Annotated in this window: 17 protein-coding genes; 4 read left to right on the forward strand and 13 right to left on the reverse strand. The window is 65.5% G+C overall.

The window, feature by feature from the left end:
* Positions 1–9: 9 nt before the first annotated feature.
* Positions 10–1,905, forward strand: coding sequence for an XrtA/PEP-CTERM system amidotransferase (locus PS060_RS13330; protein ID WP_273983804.1), 1,896 nt, complete (start codon positions 10–12; stop codon positions 1,903–1,905).
* Here the strand turns inward: PS060_RS13330 and zapE are convergent.
* Genes zapE through PS060_RS13345 form a run of 3 tightly spaced genes read right to left on the reverse strand, consistent with a single transcriptional unit; the run spans position 1,902 to position 4,270 of the window.
* Entirely contained in the window at positions 1,902–3,023 is a 1,122-nt protein-coding gene (zapE, locus tag PS060_RS13335) for a cell division protein ZapE (protein ID WP_273983806.1), read from the reverse strand. The genes PS060_RS13330 and zapE overlap by 4 nt on opposite strands.
* A 1-nt stretch (position 3,024) precedes the next feature.
* A complete protein-coding gene (locus PS060_RS13340; RefSeq protein WP_273983807.1) occupies positions 3,025–3,486 on the reverse strand; it encodes a PaaI family thioesterase in 462 nt (153 codons plus the stop codon).
* Between the two features lie 4 nt (positions 3,487–3,490).
* Positions 3,491–4,270: a succinate dehydrogenase iron-sulfur subunit gene (locus PS060_RS13345; RefSeq protein ID WP_273983808.1), complete on the reverse strand. Its 780-nt coding sequence runs from the start codon at positions 4,268–4,270 to the stop codon at positions 3,491–3,493.
* 171 nt (positions 4,271–4,441) lie between these two features.
* On the opposite strand from PS060_RS13345, the gene PS060_RS13350 reads away from it, so the two are divergent.
* Positions 4,442–5,170, forward strand: a complete 729-nt coding sequence (locus tag PS060_RS13350; RefSeq protein ID WP_273983809.1) for an SDR family NAD(P)-dependent oxidoreductase — start codon at positions 4,442–4,444, stop codon at positions 5,168–5,170.
* On the opposite strand, the gene PS060_RS13355 is transcribed toward PS060_RS13350, so the two are convergent.
* From PS060_RS13355 to PS060_RS13375, 5 genes are all read right to left on the reverse strand, one after another.
* Positions 5,167–5,952, reverse strand: a complete 786-nt coding sequence (locus tag PS060_RS13355; protein ID WP_273983811.1) for a DUF2189 domain-containing protein — start codon at positions 5,950–5,952, stop codon at positions 5,167–5,169. The genes PS060_RS13350 and PS060_RS13355 overlap by 4 nt on opposite strands.
* A gap of 27 nt (positions 5,953–5,979) precedes the next feature.
* Complete coding sequence (locus PS060_RS13360) at positions 5,980–7,920, reverse strand: S9 family peptidase (RefSeq protein WP_273983812.1); 1,941 nt, start codon at positions 7,918–7,920, stop codon at positions 5,980–5,982.
* Positions 7,921–8,016: 96 nt separating this feature from the next.
* Positions 8,017–9,702, reverse strand: a complete 1,686-nt coding sequence (gene leuA / locus PS060_RS13365; protein WP_273983813.1) for a 2-isopropylmalate synthase — start codon at positions 9,700–9,702, stop codon at positions 8,017–8,019.
* Positions 9,703–9,907: 205 nt separating this feature from the next.
* A complete protein-coding gene (locus PS060_RS13370) occupies positions 9,908–10,363 on the reverse strand; it encodes a hypothetical protein (RefSeq protein WP_273983815.1) in 456 nt (151 codons plus the stop codon).
* 79 nt (positions 10,364–10,442) lie between these two features.
* On the reverse strand, positions 10,443–11,591 hold the full coding sequence (locus PS060_RS13375) for an alpha-hydroxy acid oxidase (RefSeq protein WP_273983816.1): 1,149 nt from the start codon (positions 11,589–11,591) through the stop codon (positions 10,443–10,445).
* A gap of 156 nt (positions 11,592–11,747) precedes the next feature.
* On the opposite strand from PS060_RS13375, the gene PS060_RS13380 reads away from it, so the two are divergent.
* Positions 11,748–12,245 carry a YHS domain-containing (seleno)protein gene (locus PS060_RS13380; protein ID WP_273983818.1) on the forward strand — a complete coding sequence of 166 codons (498 nt, stop codon included), beginning with the start codon at positions 11,748–11,750 and terminating at the stop codon, positions 12,243–12,245.
* 72 nt (positions 12,246–12,317) lie between these two features.
* Here the strand turns inward: PS060_RS13380 and PS060_RS13385 are convergent, their stop codons facing one another.
* The 5 genes from PS060_RS13385 to miaA form a co-directional block, all read right to left on the reverse strand.
* The gene (locus PS060_RS13385) at positions 12,318–12,980 is read right to left on the reverse strand and encodes a YceI family protein (RefSeq protein ID WP_273983819.1); all 663 of its coding nucleotides are present in this window, start codon (positions 12,978–12,980) and stop codon (positions 12,318–12,320) included.
* A gap of 97 nt (positions 12,981–13,077) precedes the next feature.
* Positions 13,078–14,097 carry a ketol-acid reductoisomerase gene (ilvC, locus tag PS060_RS13390; RefSeq protein WP_066527763.1) on the reverse strand — a complete coding sequence of 340 codons (1,020 nt, stop codon included), beginning with the start codon at positions 14,095–14,097 and terminating at the stop codon, positions 13,078–13,080.
* A 97-nt stretch (positions 14,098–14,194) separates the two neighbouring features.
* On the reverse strand, positions 14,195–14,710 hold the full coding sequence (ilvN, locus tag PS060_RS13395) for an acetolactate synthase small subunit (protein ID WP_104942309.1): 516 nt from the start codon (positions 14,708–14,710) through the stop codon (positions 14,195–14,197).
* Between the two features lie 16 nt (positions 14,711–14,726).
* The gene (ilvB, locus tag PS060_RS13400; protein WP_273986922.1) at positions 14,727–16,472 is read right to left on the reverse strand and encodes a biosynthetic-type acetolactate synthase large subunit; all 1,746 of its coding nucleotides are present in this window, start codon (positions 16,470–16,472) and stop codon (positions 14,727–14,729) included.
* A 172-nt stretch (positions 16,473–16,644) separates the two neighbouring features.
* On the reverse strand, positions 16,645–17,601 hold the full coding sequence (gene miaA, locus PS060_RS13405) for a tRNA (adenosine(37)-N6)-dimethylallyltransferase MiaA (RefSeq protein WP_273983820.1): 957 nt from the start codon (positions 17,599–17,601) through the stop codon (positions 16,645–16,647).
* On the opposite strand from miaA, the gene serB reads away from it, so the two are divergent.
* Positions 17,594–18,478, forward strand: coding sequence for a phosphoserine phosphatase SerB (gene serB, locus PS060_RS13410; RefSeq protein WP_273983822.1), 885 nt, complete (start codon positions 17,594–17,596; stop codon positions 18,476–18,478). The genes miaA and serB overlap by 8 nt on opposite strands.
* The last annotated feature ends 89 nt before the right edge of the window (positions 18,479–18,567 follow it).

The following is an 18,567-nucleotide window of genomic DNA, read 5'->3' on the forward strand; positions in this document are numbered from 1 at the left end:
GCTTGGACGATGTGCGGAATTGCCGGGATCTTCCATGCCGAGAACCCCAAGCCGGTTGATCCGGCGCGGGTCGTGCGAATGTGTGATGCGCTGGCGCATCGCGGGCCGGATGGGGCAGGGGTGTGGACCGATCACGGCGTCGGCCTTGGCCACCGCCGTCTGTCGATCATCGACCTTGCCGGTTCGCCGCAGCCGATGCACAGCCCCGATGGCCGCGCGGTGATCGTCTTCAACGGCGAGATCTACAACTTCCGCGCCTTGCGCGCCGAGCTGGAGCAGGCTGGCTTCACCTTCCGCACGAGCGGCGACACCGAGGTGATCCTTGCGGCTTGGCAGAAATGGGGGCCGGATTGCCTGTCGCGGCTCGACGGGATGTTCGCCTTCGCAATCTTCGATCTGGCCACCCGGCGGCTGTTTCTGGCCCGCGACCGCTTCGGAGTGAAGCCGCTGTTCCTTGCCCATCTGTCGGATGGCAGCATCGCCTTTGCGTCGGAACTGAAGGGCTTGCTTGCCCACCCGCTGCTGCGCCGCCGGGTCAACCCCCAGGCGATCGAGGCCTATATGGCCTGGGGCTATGTGCCTGACAGTCATTCGATCCTTGCCGGGGTCGAAAAACTGCCCGCCGGGCACTTCTTGCTGCTGGAACAGGGCAAGCCGCCAGCCCGCCCGCAGCGCTGGTGGGACATATCCTTCACCGAGCGCGAACGCGGGAGCGAGGCCGATCTGTCGGCCCAGCTCGTCCACCTGCTGCGTGAAGGCGTGCGTTCGCGGATGGTGGCTGACGTTCCCTTGGGGGCGTTCCTGTCGGGCGGGGTCGATTCCTCGGGCGTGGTCGCGCTGATGGCCGAGGCGAGCGCGTCTCCGGTGCAAACCTGCTCGATCGGCTTCGATGTCGCAGCCTATGACGAGACCTCCTACGCCCGTCAGGTCGCGGCCAAGTTCGGCGCGGACCATGCCGAACGCATCGTTGCGACCGACGATTTTTCCGCCATCGACCAGCTCGCCGAGATGTTCGACGAGCCCTTCGCCGACGCGTCGGCGCTGCCGACATGGCGCGTGTGCCAATTGGCGCGCGAGCGGGTGACGGTGGCGCTGTCAGGGGACGGGGCGGACGAGGCTTTTGCCGGATACCGCCGACAGGTATTCCACCACCACGAGGAACGCGCACGCTCAGTCCTGCCCGCTGGCCTGCGCGCCCCCCTGTTCGGCGCATTAGGCCGGGCGTGGCCCAAGGCCGATTGGGCGCCGCGCCCCTTGCGCGCCAAGGCGACCCTGCTGGCATTGGCCGAGAGCGGGGAGGAGGGCTATGCGCGCGGGCTTTCGGTCACGCTGCCGGGCGCGCGGGCGGCGCTTTATTCCGACAGCTTCGCCGCCAGCCTTGCAGGCTTCCGCGCCGAGGACGAGCTGATCGCGCTGATGCGCGGCGCGCCGGGGCGTTCGGGCCTCGACCGGGCGCAATATGCTGATCTCACCTTCTGGATGCCCGGCGATATCCTCACCAAGGTCGACCGCACCAGCATGGCGGTGAGCCTCGAAGCGCGCGAGCCGCTCCTCGATCACCGCCTCGTGGAGTTCGCGGCACGGCTGCCCGAACGGATGCGGGTCAAGGGCAGCGTGGGCAAGCACCTGCTCAAGAAAAGCCTCGAACGCTATCTGCCCCACGACATTCTCTACCGGCCCAAGCAGGGCTTCGTCACTCCCATCGCCGAATGGCTGAGGGGGCCGCTGGCGGGCGCTGCGCGGAGCATTGCGAGCGGCAGTCTGGCGCAGACGGGGTTCTTCAATCCCAAGGCCATCGCAGGGCTGGCCGAGGCCCATATCGCGGGCCGCGCGGATCATTCGCGTACCCTGTGGCAGCTCTTGATGCTGGAGAAGTCGTTGGGGCAGCTGGGCGTGAGTGCCTAGCCCTCAGCACCGTGCCCGAGCGCCATATAGGCGTCGCTCTGCATTTCGTTCAAGCGGCTCACCGTGCGTTCGAACTCGAAGGCGCCGTCACCCGTCTGGTAGAGCTCCTCCGGCAGTGCGGCGGCGGTCACGAACAGCTTGACCCGGTGTTCGTAGAGCGCGTCGATCAGCTTGGTGAAGCGGATCGCCTCGTTGCGGTTCTCCGGCCCCATCTTCGGGATGCCGACGAGGATCACGGTATGGAACGCGCGGGCAATGGCGAGGTAATCGGCTGCCCCGCGGTTCTCGGCGCACAGCTTCTTGAAGCTGAAGACACCCACGCCCTTGAGGCTCTTGGGGACATGGAGACTGCGCCCGCCACCCAGATCGAGTTCGCCCGAGGGCACGTGGGCGGCGTCTTCGGGCTCGAAGTCGGTGAGGCGGAAAAACGCCTCGCGCACCTTGGCCGTTGCCGCGTCGCCAAACGGAGCGTGCCACATTGCCAGACCGCCAATGCGATCAAGGCGGTAATCGACCGGGCCGTTCAAACTCAGCACATCCATGCGCGCCTCGACCAGATCGATGAAGGGCAGGAACAGCGAGCGGTTGAGCCCATCCTTGTAAAGATCGCGCGGTGGGCGGTTGGAGGTGGTGACGATCACCGTGCCAGCCTCCATCAGCGACTTGAAGAAACGGCCCATGATTGCGGCATCGGCGGTGTTGGTGACGACCATCTCGTCGAAGGCGAGACAGCGCACCTCCTGCGCCATCGCCAGCGCAACACTCGCCAGGGGGTCTTGCCGCTCCGCCTTGCGCGCCGCGGTGATGCGGCGGTCGAGTTCGAGCATGAAGGCGTGGAAGTGGACGCGCCGCTTCCTTGGGATGCCGAGGGTGTCGACGAACAGATCCATCAGCATCGACTTGCCGCGCCCCACGCCGCCCCACAGGTAAACCCCGCGCGGGTCGGGTAGGGTCGGGCCGCTGCCGAGGATCGCGGCATACCAGCGTTTGGGGGGCGGCGGTGCTTCGAGCTCGTCCTGAAGCCGGGCGAGGCGCTCGGCCGCGGCGCGCTGGTCGGGATCGGCGCGCAGTTCGCCGCGGGCGATCAGGGCGTCATAGCGGGCAAGCAGACCGGTCACGCTAGCCGCGTGGCAGCATCTTGCGCACGATGCCCGAGAAGCTGGCGACCACGTCCTCGTCCTGCACCACCAGCCCGCGAATGAAGACCAGCTTGCCCGTCTCGCGCACGATTTCGGTCACGGCATCAAGCGGCCGGTTCGGATCGCCGCCGCCCACGAACTGGCTCGACAGCTCGAGCGTCACCGAAGGGCCGGCATTGCCGGTGCCGATCCGGTGCATGGTGACGAACAGGGCAATGTCGATCAGCGCGAGCGTAACCGCGCCGTGGATGATGCCCTGAAGGTTGAGGTGGCGCCGCTCGGGGAACATCCGGAGCCGGGCTTTCCCGTCCGGATCGACGCGGGTGATGAGCTTGCCCATCACCGCGCCGTTGAACAGCGTTTCGTCCTTGAGGTTCCAATGGTGCCAGCCGGGATTGTCCGGATCAGGCCCGTGTTCGAACACGTCGTCCTTGAAGCTCACCGGATCAGATAGCCCGCTCGGCCATCATCTTCTTGGTTTCGGCGATCGCCTTGGCCGGGCTGAGACCCTTGGGGCAGACGTTCGCGCAGTTCATGATGGTGTGGCAGCGGTAGAGGCGGAACGGGTCTTCGAGATCGTCGAGGCGCTCGCCGGTCATCTCGTCACGGCTGTCGGCGAGCCAGCGATAGGCCTGCAGCAGGATCGCCGGGCCGAGGAACTTGTCGGAATTCCACCAATAGGACGGGCACGAGGTCGAGCAGCAGGCGCACAGGATGCACTCGTAAAGCCCGTCGAGCTTTTCGCGCTGCTCGGGCGACTGGAGCCGCTCCTTGCCGCTCGGCGTGGGCGAGACGGTCTGGAGCCAGGGGCGGATGCTCGCATACTGGGCGTAGAAATGGGTGAAGTCCGGCACCAGGTCCTTGATCACGTCCATGTGCGGCAGCGGGGTGATGCGAATCTCGCCCTTGAGGTCCTCGATCGCGGTGGTGCAGGCAAGGCCGTTCTTGCCGTTCATGTTCATCGAGCAAGACCCGCAGATGCCTTCGCGGCACGAGCGGCGGAAGGTCAGGGTGGGGTCGATCTCGTTCTTGATCTTGAACAGCGCGTCGAGAACCATCGGCCCGCATTCGTCGAGATTGATCTCGAACTTGTCATAGCGCGGGTTCTGCCCGGAATCGGGATCGTAGCGGTAGATCTTGAACGACTTGACCCGGCCCCCACTGGCCTTGTGCACCTTGCCGGCGTTGTTGATCTTGGAGTTCTTGGGCAGAGTGAAGGTCGCCATTACGTGATCCCGCGTTGCAATTTGCACCCTATCTAGCGGCTCTGCCGGGTGAGGCAAGCGGGCGCTGGTTGCGCGGATTCGCACAGGGGTTGAATGCGCCACACTTGCCGGAACCGAGCCGGGGCCTGAGCGCTTGGGTAAGCGATGACTAAACTGGCACAAGTAGCGAAAATGGCGAAAGACGGCCCGCAGGTAGCGGCGGTGTTCGGGGCGAGCGGCGGGATCGGGCGGGCGCTGTGCGACGCCTTGGCAGACGGAGGCACGCGCAAAATCTACGCCGGGTCACGCAGCGGCGAAGGGCCGGCGGGTGCGGCCATCTGCCCCTTTGCCTTCGATCTTGCCGAGGAAGCCAGCATCGCTACTGCCGCCACGCTGATGCACGACGATCCGCCGGAGTGGGTGATCATCGCGACCGGCGTTCTGACACTGGCCGACGGCACCGGGCCAGAGCGGAGCTACAAGCGGCTTGAAGCGCGCAGCATGGCCGAGGTTTTCGCGCTCAACACCATCGGCCCGGCGCTGATCGCCAAGCATATCCTGCCCCTGATGCCGCGCGGGCGGGCGTTCACCTTCGCGGCGCTTTCGGCCCGCGTCGGCTCGATCAGCGACAACCGCCTCGGCGGGTGGCATTCCTACCGGGCGAGCAAGGCGTCGCTCAATATGCTGATCCGCAACTTCGCGCTGGAGATGGCGCGCACCCATCCGGACAGCGTGATCGTGGGCCTGCATCCGGGGACGGTCGACAGCGCCTTGTCGCAGCCGTTCCAGTCAGGTCTCCCGCAAGGGCAGCTGACCACGCCCGATCAGGCGGCAGCGAACCTGCTGGCGGTCTTGTCCGGGCTCGGGGCGGAACATTCGGGCCGCGTGTTCGACTTCAAGGGCGAGGAGATCCCGGCCTAGACGACGGCTCTCACATAGAGATGCCAGGTCGCATGGCCGAGCACCGGCAGAGCGACCAGCAGTCCGAGAAACGCCGGCAGCAATGCGGCAAACAGCACAACTGCGATAACCGCTGCCCAGCCGATCATCACCGCCGGGTTGCGGCGCACGACGGCAAGGCTGGTGATGATCGCTGTCAAAAAATCGACCTTGCGTTCCAGCAGCAAGGGCAGGCTGATGACCGTCATCGCGTAAAAGGCAAAGGCCATGACGCCGCCGACCGCGCTCCCGACGCCCAGCATCGCCAGCCCCGGCGCGGTGATCAGCGCGGCGAGCGGATCGCGGCCCATCCCGCTTTCGCCGACGAAGATCGCGAAAATGGCGTGAGCGACGATCATCCAGAAGGCAAAGGCGACAAAGACGATCACGCCCATCGACAGGATCTGGTCGTCCCCGTGCCCTTTCAGTGCCGTCAGCACCGCACGCCATGACAGCGCCTCACCCGCCGCCCGGCGACGGCTCGCCTCATAGAGCCCGACTGCGACAAAGGGCGCGACCAGCGGGAAGCCGGCAATCGCGGGGATCAGCCAGGTAAGGCTCCCGCCGGTGATCGTGGCCCAGCCAATCGCGAGGCCCGCCACAACATACACCCCGCCGAAAAACAGCCCGAAACCCGGCATGGCGAGAAAATCAGCCCAACCGGCCGCGAGCGCCCCGCGCAGGTCGGCCCAGCCGAGGTCTTCCCTGACCTGCGGGCTGCGCCTGGGCTCGGCAATCGCGGTGGTCGGATCGAGGCCGATCATCTGCTGCGCGTCCTTCCCGGAAATGCTCTACTTCGCAGGCGCCGGCTTGAGATGACGGTCGAACCACTCAACCGTGCGGCGCAGCGAATCCAGCTGGTTCTCGCGCTTTCTGAACCCGTGCCCTTCGAGCGGATAGAAAACGGTTTCGACGGTGCGTCCCTTGGCCTTGAGAATGTCCTCCACCTCCTGCGCCTGACCGCGCGGCACGCGAATGTCGTTTTCGCCCTGAAGCGTCAGCAGCGGGGCTTTGGCATTGGCGATATAGGTGAGGGGGGAGGCACGATCATAGCCTTCGGGGTTTTCCTCGGGCGTGCCCATGAGGCTGCGCAGATAGGCCTTCAGCACCTCGTCCATGTCGCGGTACATGGTGCGCCAGTTGATGATGCCGAACCATTGCACGCCCGCCGCGAATTCGTCGGGCGCCTTGCCGATGGCCATGAGCGTCATGAACCCGCCGTAAGACCCGCCGAAAATGCCGACGCGGCTTTTGTCGACATAGCCGGTTTCCACCAGGAAATGCTTGGCCGCGATCACATCCTTGAGGTCGCCGCCACCCAGGTCGTTGGTATTGGCGGTCTGGAACGCCTTGCCGTAGCCGGTCGAGCCGCGGAAGTTCGGGGCGATCACCACATAGCCGCGGCTTGCGAGGGCTGCGGCGACATCGTCGAAATAGTCGTCGGATTTGCCAGTGGGGCCGCCGTGGGGAATGACGATCGCAGGGTTGCTGCCATCGCGCTTGAGGTTGGCAGGCATGGTGACAAGCGCGCTGATCAGGGTTCCGTCAAAGCTTGTGTAGGTCACCATCTGCGAGGCGGCGAGCGCTTCGGGCCGGACGCTTGCCAGCGCCAGCCGGGTGATCGGGGTCACGCTGTCGGTGGCCAGGTCGTAGCGATTGAGTTCGCCCGTCACATTGGCCGCCATGTTGACCACCAGCAGGGCCTTGCCATCGGGCGAACGCGGGTCGGCGCCCGAGGTGAAGTTGATGCCCTGCGGCAGCTTGAGCGCGGTCTCGGTGCCACTGGCAAGATCGACCTTCACGAGCTTGGAACGCAGGTCGTCGCTGCTTTCGACCAGCAGCGACTTGCCATCGCGCGTGAAGCGCAGTGCCGATTGATCCCACACAATCGGCTTCAGCCAACGCCACTGCTTGCTGGCGAGATTATAGAGCCCGGCGTGCAAGCGGCCGGTTTCCATATCGGTGGTGACCGCGATCCATTCGCCATCAGGGCTGACATCGGCGACCGCGAAGATTGTCCCCTCCTGCCCCAGCACGCGGGTTGCCGCACCGGTGGCGACATCGACGCGCCAGACTTCACTCATGGTCGAGTCGATCTTTTCGCGGTTGGCAAATATCGTCGTGCCGCCATTGGCCCAGACCCGCGGCGACCAGCCGAAATCGGGATCGGCTTCGGCGGTCAGAACATTGACCGAGCCGTCGGGTGCCAGCACCGCAAGATTGGACTGCGCCTCGCTCTTGGCCTTGGTTGACAGCGCAATCAGCCCGTCCGCGTCGCCGGGCACCAGCGCTGCCTCGCTGATGTCTGGCGTGCGGGTGACCTGCTCGACCGCGCCGCCTGTGGCGGGGACGCGGAAGATGTCATAGTATTCGTCGCCGCCTGCATCCTGCCGGAAATAGAGCCACTTGCCATCGCGCGATGCCGCCAGACCGGTTTGCGTCTCGTCCGACTGGGTCATCTGCAACGGCCAGCTTCCGTCCGCATCGGTGCGCCAGATGTTATAGCGTCCGGTGAGGTTGGTGGAGAGGAAGATGTGGCGGCCATCCGCACTCCATGTCACCCCGGCGATGCCGCGCGAATTGCCGATGTCTTCCAGCGGCACGGCGCGCGCTTCGGGATTTGCGGGGGAGACGACGCTGGCCGGATCGGTCACCGGCCGCTCCGGCGTGGCAATCTGCGCTGCAAGCGGCGCGGCGCTTGCCAGCAAAAGCGTGACGATCATCGAACGCATGGCATCTCCCCCCAGAGTCGCGCGCACCAACCGGAGCGCGACCCTGTGATACCATTACATCCCGCGCGTGCCAGCGCGGAAAATGGGGGCGGGCAATCAGGCCTTTCGAGCGACCGCTGAATTGGCCGCGCTGAGAACCGCGCGCACAGAGGCCGTGGCGATGTCCTCGTCGATCCCGCAGCCCCAGATGGTGCCGCCATCGGGCGAGCGACATTCGAGATAGGCCGCCGCACGCGCATCGGTGCCGGCACCCAGCGCGTGTTCGGTGTAGTCGACCACTTCCAGCTCGACCCCGAAGGCCTCGCGCAAGGTTCCCATCACGCTGGAGATGAGGCCGTTGCCCCGGCCCGAGACGCTCTGCTCGGCGCCATCGACCGCGATGGTGCCGGCAAAGATGCGCGTGCCATCGGCAGCACGGCTTTCCTCGTAGCGCACCAGCTGGAAGTGCTTGGGATGGATCTTGACGTGGTAGGCCTTGCGGAAGGCGTCCCAGATGTCGGCGGCATTGAGTTCGCGGCCCAATTCGTCCGCCATATGCTGGACGTGCTTCGAGAAATCGGCCTGCATCTTCTTGGGCAGCTTGAGGCCCTGATCCTTCTCCAGCACCCAGGCAAAGCCGCCCTTGCCGGACTGCGAATTGACCCGGATCACCGCCTCGTAGCTGCGCCCGAGATCGGCAGGGTCAATCGGCAGATAGGGCACACGCCACAGCTCGTCATTCTGCGTCTCGCGCGCCTCGAAGCCCTTCTTGATCGCGTCCTGATGGCTGCCGGAAAAGGCGGTGTAGACCAGTTCGCCGCCATAGGGGTGGCGCTGGTGGACGGGGAGGTCGTTGCAATAGGTGACGGTCTCGATCACCCGGTCGATATCCGAGAAGTCCAGCTTCGGATCGATCCCCTGCGTGTAGAGATTGAGCGCCATCGTCACCAGACAGCAATTGCCGGTGCGCTCGCCGTTGCCGAACAGGCAGCCCTCGACGCGGTCCGCGCCCGCCATCAGCCCCAGTTCCGCCGCCGCAACACCCGTGCCGCGGTCGTTGTGGGTGTGCAGGGACAGAACAGCGCTCTCGCGGTTCGGCAGGTGGCGGGCGAAGTATTCGATCTGGTCTGCGTAGATATTGGGCGTCGCCGCTTCGACCGTCGCGGGCAGGTTGAGGATGATGGGATGATCGGGGGTGGGGGCGAGCACCTCCATCACCGCGGCGCAGACCTCGATCGAGAAATCGACCTCGGCGGTGGAGAAGGTCTCCGGCGAATACTGGAAGTGCCAGTCGGTGCCGGGATACCTCGCCGCCTCGTCGCGCATCACTTTCGCGCCAGCGACGGCGATGGCCTTCACCTCGTCCTTGCTCATCCGGAACACGATGTCGCGCCATGCGGGGCTGACCGCGTTGTACAGGTGCACGATCGCCGCCCGCGCGCCTTCGAGGCTGGCGAAGGAGGTGCGGATCAGATCCTCGCGGCTTTGCGTCAAGACCTGCACGATCACGTCATCAGGGATCGCGTCGGATTTGACGAGGCCGGAGATGAAGTCGAACTCGGTGCTGCCTGCACTGGGGAAGCCGACTTCGATTTCCTTGAGGCCGACTTCAACCAGCAGGTCGAAGAAACGGCGCTTCTTCACCGCGTCCATCGGGTCGATGATCGACTGGTTGCCGTCGCGCAGATCGGTCGAGAGCCAACGCGGGGCTTTCTCGATCAGCTTCGAGGGCCACTGACGATCGGGCAGGTTGATCTGGCCGAAGGGGCGATACTTGACGGAAGGGTCACGGAGCATGGGCATGGGAAAGGCTCGTCAAAACGGGATGGTAAGGCTTGCGGCGGTTACCCTTGGGAGCGGTGCCGCAGGCGTCTGACGCGCGGCTACCTACGCCCAAGGGCGCATAAGTCGAAGCAGCGCAAGTCCGTTTCCGATCATGGCCAGCGTCATTGCCGATTCTTGCGCGCGGTGCAAGCTGCGAATGGCCGCAATGTCGCGGCCCTCCGTCTTATCCGCAGCGCGCGTCGCGGATGATGTTCTGCGCATCGAGCATGATCGACAGGCGCGGATTGGTGGGATCGGGGTTGACGTTGGCGGTGCTGCCAAAGGTGACAAAGCGCAGGTTGTCGGTGCGCCCCAGCATCTTGGCGATCTCGGCGCGGGTGGCCTGATCGGCGAGCTTGCCGATGAACGGCCCCATCAGGGGCGCGCCGCAGGTCTTGGAGGCGGGATCGGTGAGCGTGCCCCGCGCAAAGGCACCCGGCGCGGCGCCGGGCAGGGGCTGGGCGATCTGCGGCGTGGCGGTTGCGCCCGGCGCGGGTGCGCCGCCCGGTGCAGGGGTCGCGCCCGCGCCGATGCGCGCGGCGAAGTCCTCGGCATCATTGCCCGGCTGCGTGGGCTCCGACCCGCACGCGGCAAGCGCAAGAGCGGCACAGGTAAGCGAGAGGACGGCGCGGCGGATCATCGGCAGGGTTCCCGGACTGGCATGGTTGCCAGATGCAAAGCCTGCCTTTCATTACCCGATTATGACAAGCCTGGCGATGTCAGCGCATGCGGATGCGGTCGGCGGTCAGTTGGTTCACGCTTGTCACGCCCATCAGCCGCATCCCGCGCTCGATCTCGTCCTTGAGGATGCCGAGCGCGCGCTCCACGCCCGCCTGCCCGGCTGACGCGAGCGCATAGAGATAGAGCCGCCCGCCCGAGGCCGCGGTGGCCCCGCTGCACAGCGCCTTTAGGACATGGGTGCCGCGCCGCACGCCGCCATCGCAGATGATCTCGATCCGGCCGCCGACCGCATCGACGATCTCGAGCAGCTGGTCGAAAGGCGCGCGGCTGCCATCCAATTGCCTGCCGCCATGGTTGGAAATCATGATCGCATCCGCGCCCATTTCCACCGCCCGGCGCGCATCGCCCGCGCTCATAACGCCCTTAAGCACGAAGGTGCCGCCCCAGTCCTGCCGGATGCGCGCGGCGGTGTCCCAGTCCATCGCGGTGTCGAGCATGGTGTTGAAATACTGGGCGATACTCACCGCCTTGCCTGAGCCTTCGCTGACATGGGTGTCGAGATTGGGGAGGCGGAACTTCTCCCGCAGCACGTAATCGAGCGTCCACCTGGGCCGCGTGGCATAGCTCCACACACTCGCCGGGGTGAAGCGGGGCGGGGTGGTGAAGCCCGAACGCAGGCACCGCTCGCGCTTGCCCGACACGATGGTGTCGACCGTCAGCGCCAGCGCATCGAACTTCGCCGCCTGACACCGCTCGATCATGTGAGCGTTCAGCCCCTTGTCCTTGTGGACATAGAGCTGGAACAGCTTTGGCCCGCTGGTCAGCGCGGCGATCTCCTCGATGCTGCGCGTGGCAAGGCTGGAGATGCCGAACCACAGGCCGTATTTCTCCGCCGCCCGCGCCACCGCGCGCTCACCCTCCCAGTGGAAGGCGCGCTGCACTGCTGTGGGCGAGAGCATCAAGGGGAGGGCGGATTTGCGCCCGAGGATCATGCAGGATGTGTCGATCGTCTCGACCCCGGCAAGCACATCGGGCACCAGATCAACGCCAGCAAAGGCAGCCGTGTTGCGCGCCTTGGTCAATTCGTCATCGGCCGCGCCGTCGATGTAATCGAACACGGGGAAGGGCAGGCGCGCCCTCGCCAGTCGGCGGAAATCGTCGATATTGTGGCAATCGGCAAGGCGCATCGTGCCGCCGGTCTTGAAACAGCCTGTGCATCAAGTCGAACAATTTTTTGCCGCCTGCGCCCGCCTGCTGTCACCTTTGCCAGCAGCCGCGCGAAGAAGGGGCATCACGGTGCGACAAAACCCCGACGCGCCTTCCGCAAGACAGGACGCACTCCCATGACCCGCAATCACCTCGCAATCGCGCTCGCCGCCCTTACTGTGCCACTTGCCATCACCGCGCCGGTGCTGGCCGAGGGCGGGATCTATGTCGGCACCGAAGGCGCGAAGCTGGCCGTTGGCGGCTATGACACGGTCAGTTATTTCCGCGGCAAGGGCCAGCCCGTGAAGGGCAGCGCGGCCCACAAGCTGACCTGGAAGGGGGCAACCTGGCATTTCGCCAGCGCCGAGAACGCCGCGGCCTTCAAGGCCAATCCGGCCGCCTATGCCCCGCAATATGGCGGGCATTGCGCCTGGGCGATGGCGCGGGGCTATCTCGCGCCGGGCGATCCGACCGCCTATGATGTGGTTGGCGGCAAGCTTTACCTCAATTATGATCAGGACATCCGCGCCAAGTGGCGGGCGAGCATGGCAAGCCACATCGCCAAGGCCGCGCCCAATTGGGCCAAGATCCCGGCGGGCAAGACCTACACCGGTTCGTCCTGGTTCGGCCTTTAACAGTCTGGCCTGCAACAGTTGGTGACGGGCGGATGCGGCGACCCACGCGCCCGCTCGTCACCTTGATGGGGCCTACTGCTTCTCGAACGCCGCGCTGATCGTCAGGGTTACGTCCTTGCTCACGAACGGCACCCCATAATTGACACCCCACTGGGTGCGGTCGATGGTGGTGCGAGCATGGAAGCCCACCGTGTCCTTCTTGTTGAACGGGTTGACCCCTGCGCCGATGAACTCGGTCTTGAGGGTCACGGGCGCGCTCTTGCCGTTCATGGTGAGGGTGCCGGTGATGTCAGCCGTGGTCGCGCCGGTCTTGACCACCTTGGTTGAGGTGAAGGTCGCCATGCCCTGCGTCGGCCCGAAGAAATCGGGCGCGCCGCCATCCTTCCCGGCGCGCAGCAGGTGATCCTTGAGCCCGGCGCTGGCAACGGTGACGTCGGCGATGGGCACGTTCACGGTGAGGCTGGCGGCCTCGATATTGGCCGGATCCATCGTCAACGTGCCGGTGATATTGCCGAACAGGCCGATGTAGTCGTTGAAGCCGAAATGGCTCACCTGCCAGTCTACGAGTGTATGCCCGGCATCGAGCGCATAGGTGCCAGCGGTGACGCGCGATGCGTCCTGAGCGCCGGGGACTTGCGGCGCACCTTGCGCAAACAGCGCGGGGGCGGCGGCGATCCCGCCGGTCACGATGGCAAGCATGGCAGCGGCGGCCACAGCGAGGGTGGTGCGGTTCATCAGGTTGGTCTCCTCTTGGGTTGAAAGACCAATACCCGACGCCCCGCGAAGGTTCCACCGCCCGCCGCATCGGGCGGGCGGTGAAAATCTTTCAGGCCTAGTTCTTGGCCTTGTCGACCAGCTTGTTGGCGGCGATCCACGGCATCATCGCGCGCAGCTTCTCGCCAGTCTGCTCGATCGGGTGCGCGGCGGCCTGCTTGCGCGCTGCCTTGAGTTCGGGCTGGCCCGCGCGGTTGTCGAGCACGAAGTTCTTGACGAAACGGCCCGACTGGATGTCGGCGAGCACGCGCTTCATCTCGGCCTTGGTTTCGGCGGTGATGATGCGCGGGCCGGTGGTGATGTCGCCATATTCGGCGGTGTTCGAGATCGAGTAGCGCATGTTGGCGATGCCGCCTTCATAGAGCAGGTCGACGATCAGCTTGGTTTCGTGGAGACACTCGAAATAGGCCATTTCGGGAGCGTAACCGGCCTCGACCAGCGTTTCGAACCCGGCCTGGATCAGGTGGGTGATCCCGCCGCACAGCACCGCTTGCTCGCCGAACAGGTCGGTCTCGCATTCCTCGCGGAAGTTGGTCTCGATGATGCCCGAACGCCCGCCGCCCACGGCAGAGGCATAGGCGAGGGCGACGTCATGCGCCGCGCCGCTCGCGTCCTGGTGGACGGCGATCAGGCAGGGCACGCCGCCGCCCTTCACATATTCGCTGCGCACCGTGTGGCCCGGCCCCTTGGGCGCGATCATGATGACGTCGATATCGGCAGGCGCCTCGATGAGGCCGAAGTGGATGTTGAGCCCGTGCGCGAAGGCGAGCGCGGCGCCCGGCTTCATGTGGCCCTTGAGGTCGTTCTCCCAGATCGCGGCCTGATGCTCGTCGGGCGCGAGGATCATGATGATGTCGGCCCACTGCGCGGCCGCGGTGTTGGAGAGCACCTTGAACCCTGCGCCTTCCGCCTTCTTCGCGGTCGCCGAACCTTCGCGCAGCGCGATGGCAACTTCGGCGACGCCGCTGTCACGCAGGTTCTGGGCGTGGGCGTGGCCCTGCGAGCCATAGCCGACGATGGCGACCTTCTTGGGCTTGATCAGATTGAGATCGGCATCGGCGTCGTAATAGACTTTCATTTTATCTTCCTCGTCATTCCGGCGAAGGCCGGAACCCAGTCCCGGCGGTAGTGAAAATGGATCCCGGCCTGCGCCGGGAAGACGTAAAGTGTTGGAACTAGGCCCCCTGCGCCCCGCGCATCATGCCCACGATCCCGGTGCGGCCGACTTCGACCAGCCCCAGCTCGCGCATCAGGGCGATGAAGCTGTCGACCTTGTCGGGCGGGCCGGTGATTTCGAAGATGAAGCTTTCGGTGGTCGTATCCACCGGCCGCGCGCGGAAAATGTCCGCAAGGCGCAGCGCCTCGACCCGCTTTTCGCCGGTGCCGGTGACCTTGATCAGCGCCAGCTCGCGCTCGACATGCGGCCCGGCGGTGGTGAGGTCGGTGACCTTGTGGACCGGCACCAGCCGCTCGAGCTGCGCTTCGATCTGGTCGATCACCTGCGGCGGGCCATTGGTGACGATGGTGATGCGGCTGACCGCATGGTCCTCGGTGATGTCGGCCACGGTCAGGCTGTCGATATTGTAGCCGCGCGCCGTGAACAGACCGGTGATCTTGGCGAGAATCCCCGGCTCGTTATCGACGGTGACGGCGAGCACGTGGCGCTCGGAGGCGGCTTCGGCGATTTTCATGGGCATGGGAGTGTCCTTAGACCAGCGCCTTGGCTTCGTCGTCCATCGTGCCGTCGACCTTGTCGCCATAGAGCAGCATCTCGGTGTGCGCGGCTCCGCTCGGGATCATCGGCAGGCAGTTCGCATCCTGCGCGACAAGGCAATCGACGATCACCGGGCCGGGATGATCGAGCATCCGCATGATGCCATCATCCAGATCGCGCTCCTCGGTGATGCGAATGCCCTTCCAGCCATAGGCTTCGGCGAGCTTCACGAAGTCGGGCAGGCTGTCCGAATAGGAGTTCGAATAGCGGCTTTCATAGGTCAGTTCCTGCCACTGGCGGACCATGCCCATGTATTCGTTGTTCAAGATGAAGATCTTGACCGGCAGGCGGTATTGCGACGCGGTGCCGAGTTCCTGGATGTTCATCTGGATCGAAGCCTCGCCCGCGATGTCGATCACCAGCGCGTCCGGGTGGCCCAATTGCGCGCCGATGGCGGCGGGCAGGCCATAGCCCATCGTTCCGAGCCCGCCCGAGGTGAGCCACTTGTTGGGATCCTCGAACCCGAAATACTGCGCCGCCCACATCTGGTGCTGGCCGACTTCGGTGGTGATGATCGGCTTTCTCGCATGGGTGAGAGCGTGCAGCCGCTCGACCGCCTTTTGCGGCATGATCATGCCGGGGTTCTTGGTCGAACGCTCGGGATAGGCGAGACATTCGCGCGCGCGCCAGCCTGCAATCCGGGCCTTCCATTCGCCGAGGTTCTGCGCCTGACGGCTGCCCCACGCCTCGATCAGCTGCGACAGCACCGTCCCGCAATCGCCGAGGATGCCGAGATCGACGGGCACGGTCTTGTTGATCGAGGAGCGGTCGATATCGATGTGGATCTTTTTCGACCCCGGCGAGAACGCGTCGAGCCGCCCCGTCACGCGGTCGTCAAAACGCGCGCCGATGCAGACCATCACGTCGCACTTGTTCATCGCCATGTTGGCTTCGTAGGTGCCGTGCATCCCCAGCATCCCGAGCCAGTCGGGATGGGTCGAGGGGAACGCGCCGAGGCCCATCAGGGTCGAGGTCACGGGCGCGCCGGTGAGGTCCTGAAACCGGCGCAGCAATGCGCTCGCCTCAGGGCCGGAATTGATAACGCCGCCGCCGGTGTAGAAGATCGGCGCCTTGGCCTGCGCGATCATTTCGACCGCTTCGATGATCTGTTCCGCCGGAGCGACCGTTTGCGGCGCATAGCGGTGCGCACCCGCGCGCACCACGGCGCGGCGCTCGGAGGGAACGGCGATCTGCACGTTTTTGGGAATGTCGATCACGACCGGGCCGGGGCGGCCGGTGGTGGCGATCAGGAAAGCTTCCCTGATCGTCGCGGCGAGATCGGCCGGGTCTTTGACCAGGTAATTGTGCTTGGTGCAGTGGCGGGTGATGCCAATAGTGTCGGCTTCCTGAAACGCGTCCGTCCCGATCAGCGCGGTCGGCACCTGCCCGGTGATCACCACCATCGGGATCGAGTCCATCCACGCGTCGGCAATCCCGGTGATCGCGTTGGTCGCACCGGGGCCGCTGGTGACCAGCACTACGCCCGGCTTGCCCGTGGCGCGGGCATAGCCTTCGGCCGCATGGGCCGCACCGGCTTCGTGGCGGACAAGGATGTGGCGGATGCGTTCGTCACCGAACAGCTCGTCATAGATGGGGAGCACCGCGCCGCCGGGATAGCCGAACACGAATTCCACGCCCTGTTCGATCAGCCCTTCAACGAGGATCGCCGCACCGCTCATGGCGGGGGTATTGTCCGAGGGGGGCTTGCCCGAAGGGTTGGGGGCCGGCTGACCGGTCACGGGGAACTCCATCTGATTGCGCGCTTCAATAAGAAAACCGGCCCGACGCAGGGGGGTGCGCATCGGGCCGAGTGACACCGCCGCTAAAGGTCATAATCTGATAAGTCAAGCCCTATTTGCGCAATAATGATGCAAATTGACTGTCTATGTCGATATTTTCGGATTCCCAATCCGGATGGACGCGGGGCCATTCGGGCGGGGGTTGCCGCCGAAACCAGGTGAACTGGCGCTTGGCGTAGTTGCGGGTCGCCTGTGCGCCGCTTGCGATCACCTCGTCCGCCTCGATTTCGCCCGCCAGCCAGGCGGCGATCTCGGGCACGCCGATCGCCCGCATCACCGGCAGTTCGGGATCGAGACCGCGCGCCAGCAAGGTCTCGACCTCGGCAATTGCGCCGGCATCGAGCATGGCCTCGAACCGCACATCGCAGCGATCATAGAGCCACTGGCGCTCGGGCTCGATGATCAGCGGGTGGAGCGTCACCTCCTCCGCGATCCCGCCCGCCTTGGCCAACTGCCAATCACCCAGCGTCACCCCGGTCGCGCGTTTAACCTCAAGCGCACGGGCGATGCGCTGACTGTCACCGGGATCGAGCATGGCCGCGCGTTCCGGGTCTTCGATCTGGAGCAGCTTGTAGGCGTCGGCCTCCTCCAGCGCGCGCACGGCAGCCCGCACAGCCGGGTCGATTTCGGGGATGGGGGCGATCCCTTCGAGCAGCACCTTGAGATACAGCCCCGTCCCCCCGACAAGGATCGGAACCGCGCCCTGTTCGTGGCAATCGGCAATCTCGGCCTTGGCGCGGGCGGCCCATGCAGCGGCTGAGCAGGCCTCGGCCCCGTCCCATGCGCCGAACAGGCGGTGTTCGATCCCCTCCATCTCCTCCTCGGTGGGCCGCGCGGAGAGGATTTGCAGATCGGCATAGACCTGCGCGCTATCGGCGTTGATGATGACGGCGCGCCGGCCATCGGCCTCTATGCGCTGCGCGAGCGCAATCGCCACGGCGCTCTTGCCGCTGGCGGTCGGCCCTGCAATGAGCGCGAGCGGATTTTCAGGAGTGACAGGTATGCTCATTGCGCGGCTGATAGCAGAGACTGAGGCACATGAAACGCGTCTCGATGCGCTGTCCGGCGCTTTGGTTGCAGCGGGCGCGGAGCTGGCATCTGCCGGTGTGCCGAAGAGCGATGACGGCGTTCTCGAACTGCGCTTTTCCAAGGGTGATCCTGTGGCGGTGCTCGGCGCGATCGACGCCGTCTATGCCCCCGCCGACATGCTGGTGGCGCGCGGGGCGATCACGGTGCCGCGTCTGTTCGTCTCGGACATGGATTCGACCATGATCGGGCAGGAATGCATCGACGAGCTGGCCGACTATGCCGGGATCAAGGCGCAGATCGCCGACATCACCGAACGCGCGATGCAGGGCGAGCTCGATTTCGAGGCGGCCCTGCGCGAGCGTGTGGCGCTGCTGGCGGGGCTGGGTGAGAGCGCGATTGCCGATTGTCTTGCCGAACGCATCACCGCCACGCCGGGTGCCAAGACGCTGGTGGCAACGCTCAATGCTCTGGGGGCACGCTCGGTGCTGGTGACGGGGGGCTTCCATCACTTTGCCGATCCGGTGGCCGAAATGCTCGGGTTTCACCGGGTGGTGGGCAACCGTCTGGCGGTCGAGGGCGGGCAGCTGACTGGCGGGCTGGTGGGGCCGATCACCGATTCAGCAGTCAAGGCTGCGGTGTTGCACGAGGAACTGGCGGGGCTGGGCGAGGGCACGCGCAGCCTTGCGACCGGCGATGGGGCGAACGACATTCCGATGATCCAGGCCGCGACCTACGGCTTTGCCTATCGCGCCAAGCCCAAGGCACGCGATGCGGCCAACGGGCGGGTGGATGCGGGCGATCTGACGGCGGTGCTGCGCCTGCTGGGCATCCCGCGCGAGGACTGGCGCGAGGGCTGATCGCTGGTGCGGCACGGCCTGCCGCAAAAAGGGTTTCATTTGGCGAACCGAATCGGCTATTAACATTGGTGTAAGCAAGCCGCGTTAAA

This window comes from Erythrobacter sp. BLCC-B19, from assembly GCF_028621955.1.
Classification (GTDB): Bacteria; Pseudomonadota; Alphaproteobacteria; order Sphingomonadales; family Sphingomonadaceae; genus Erythrobacter.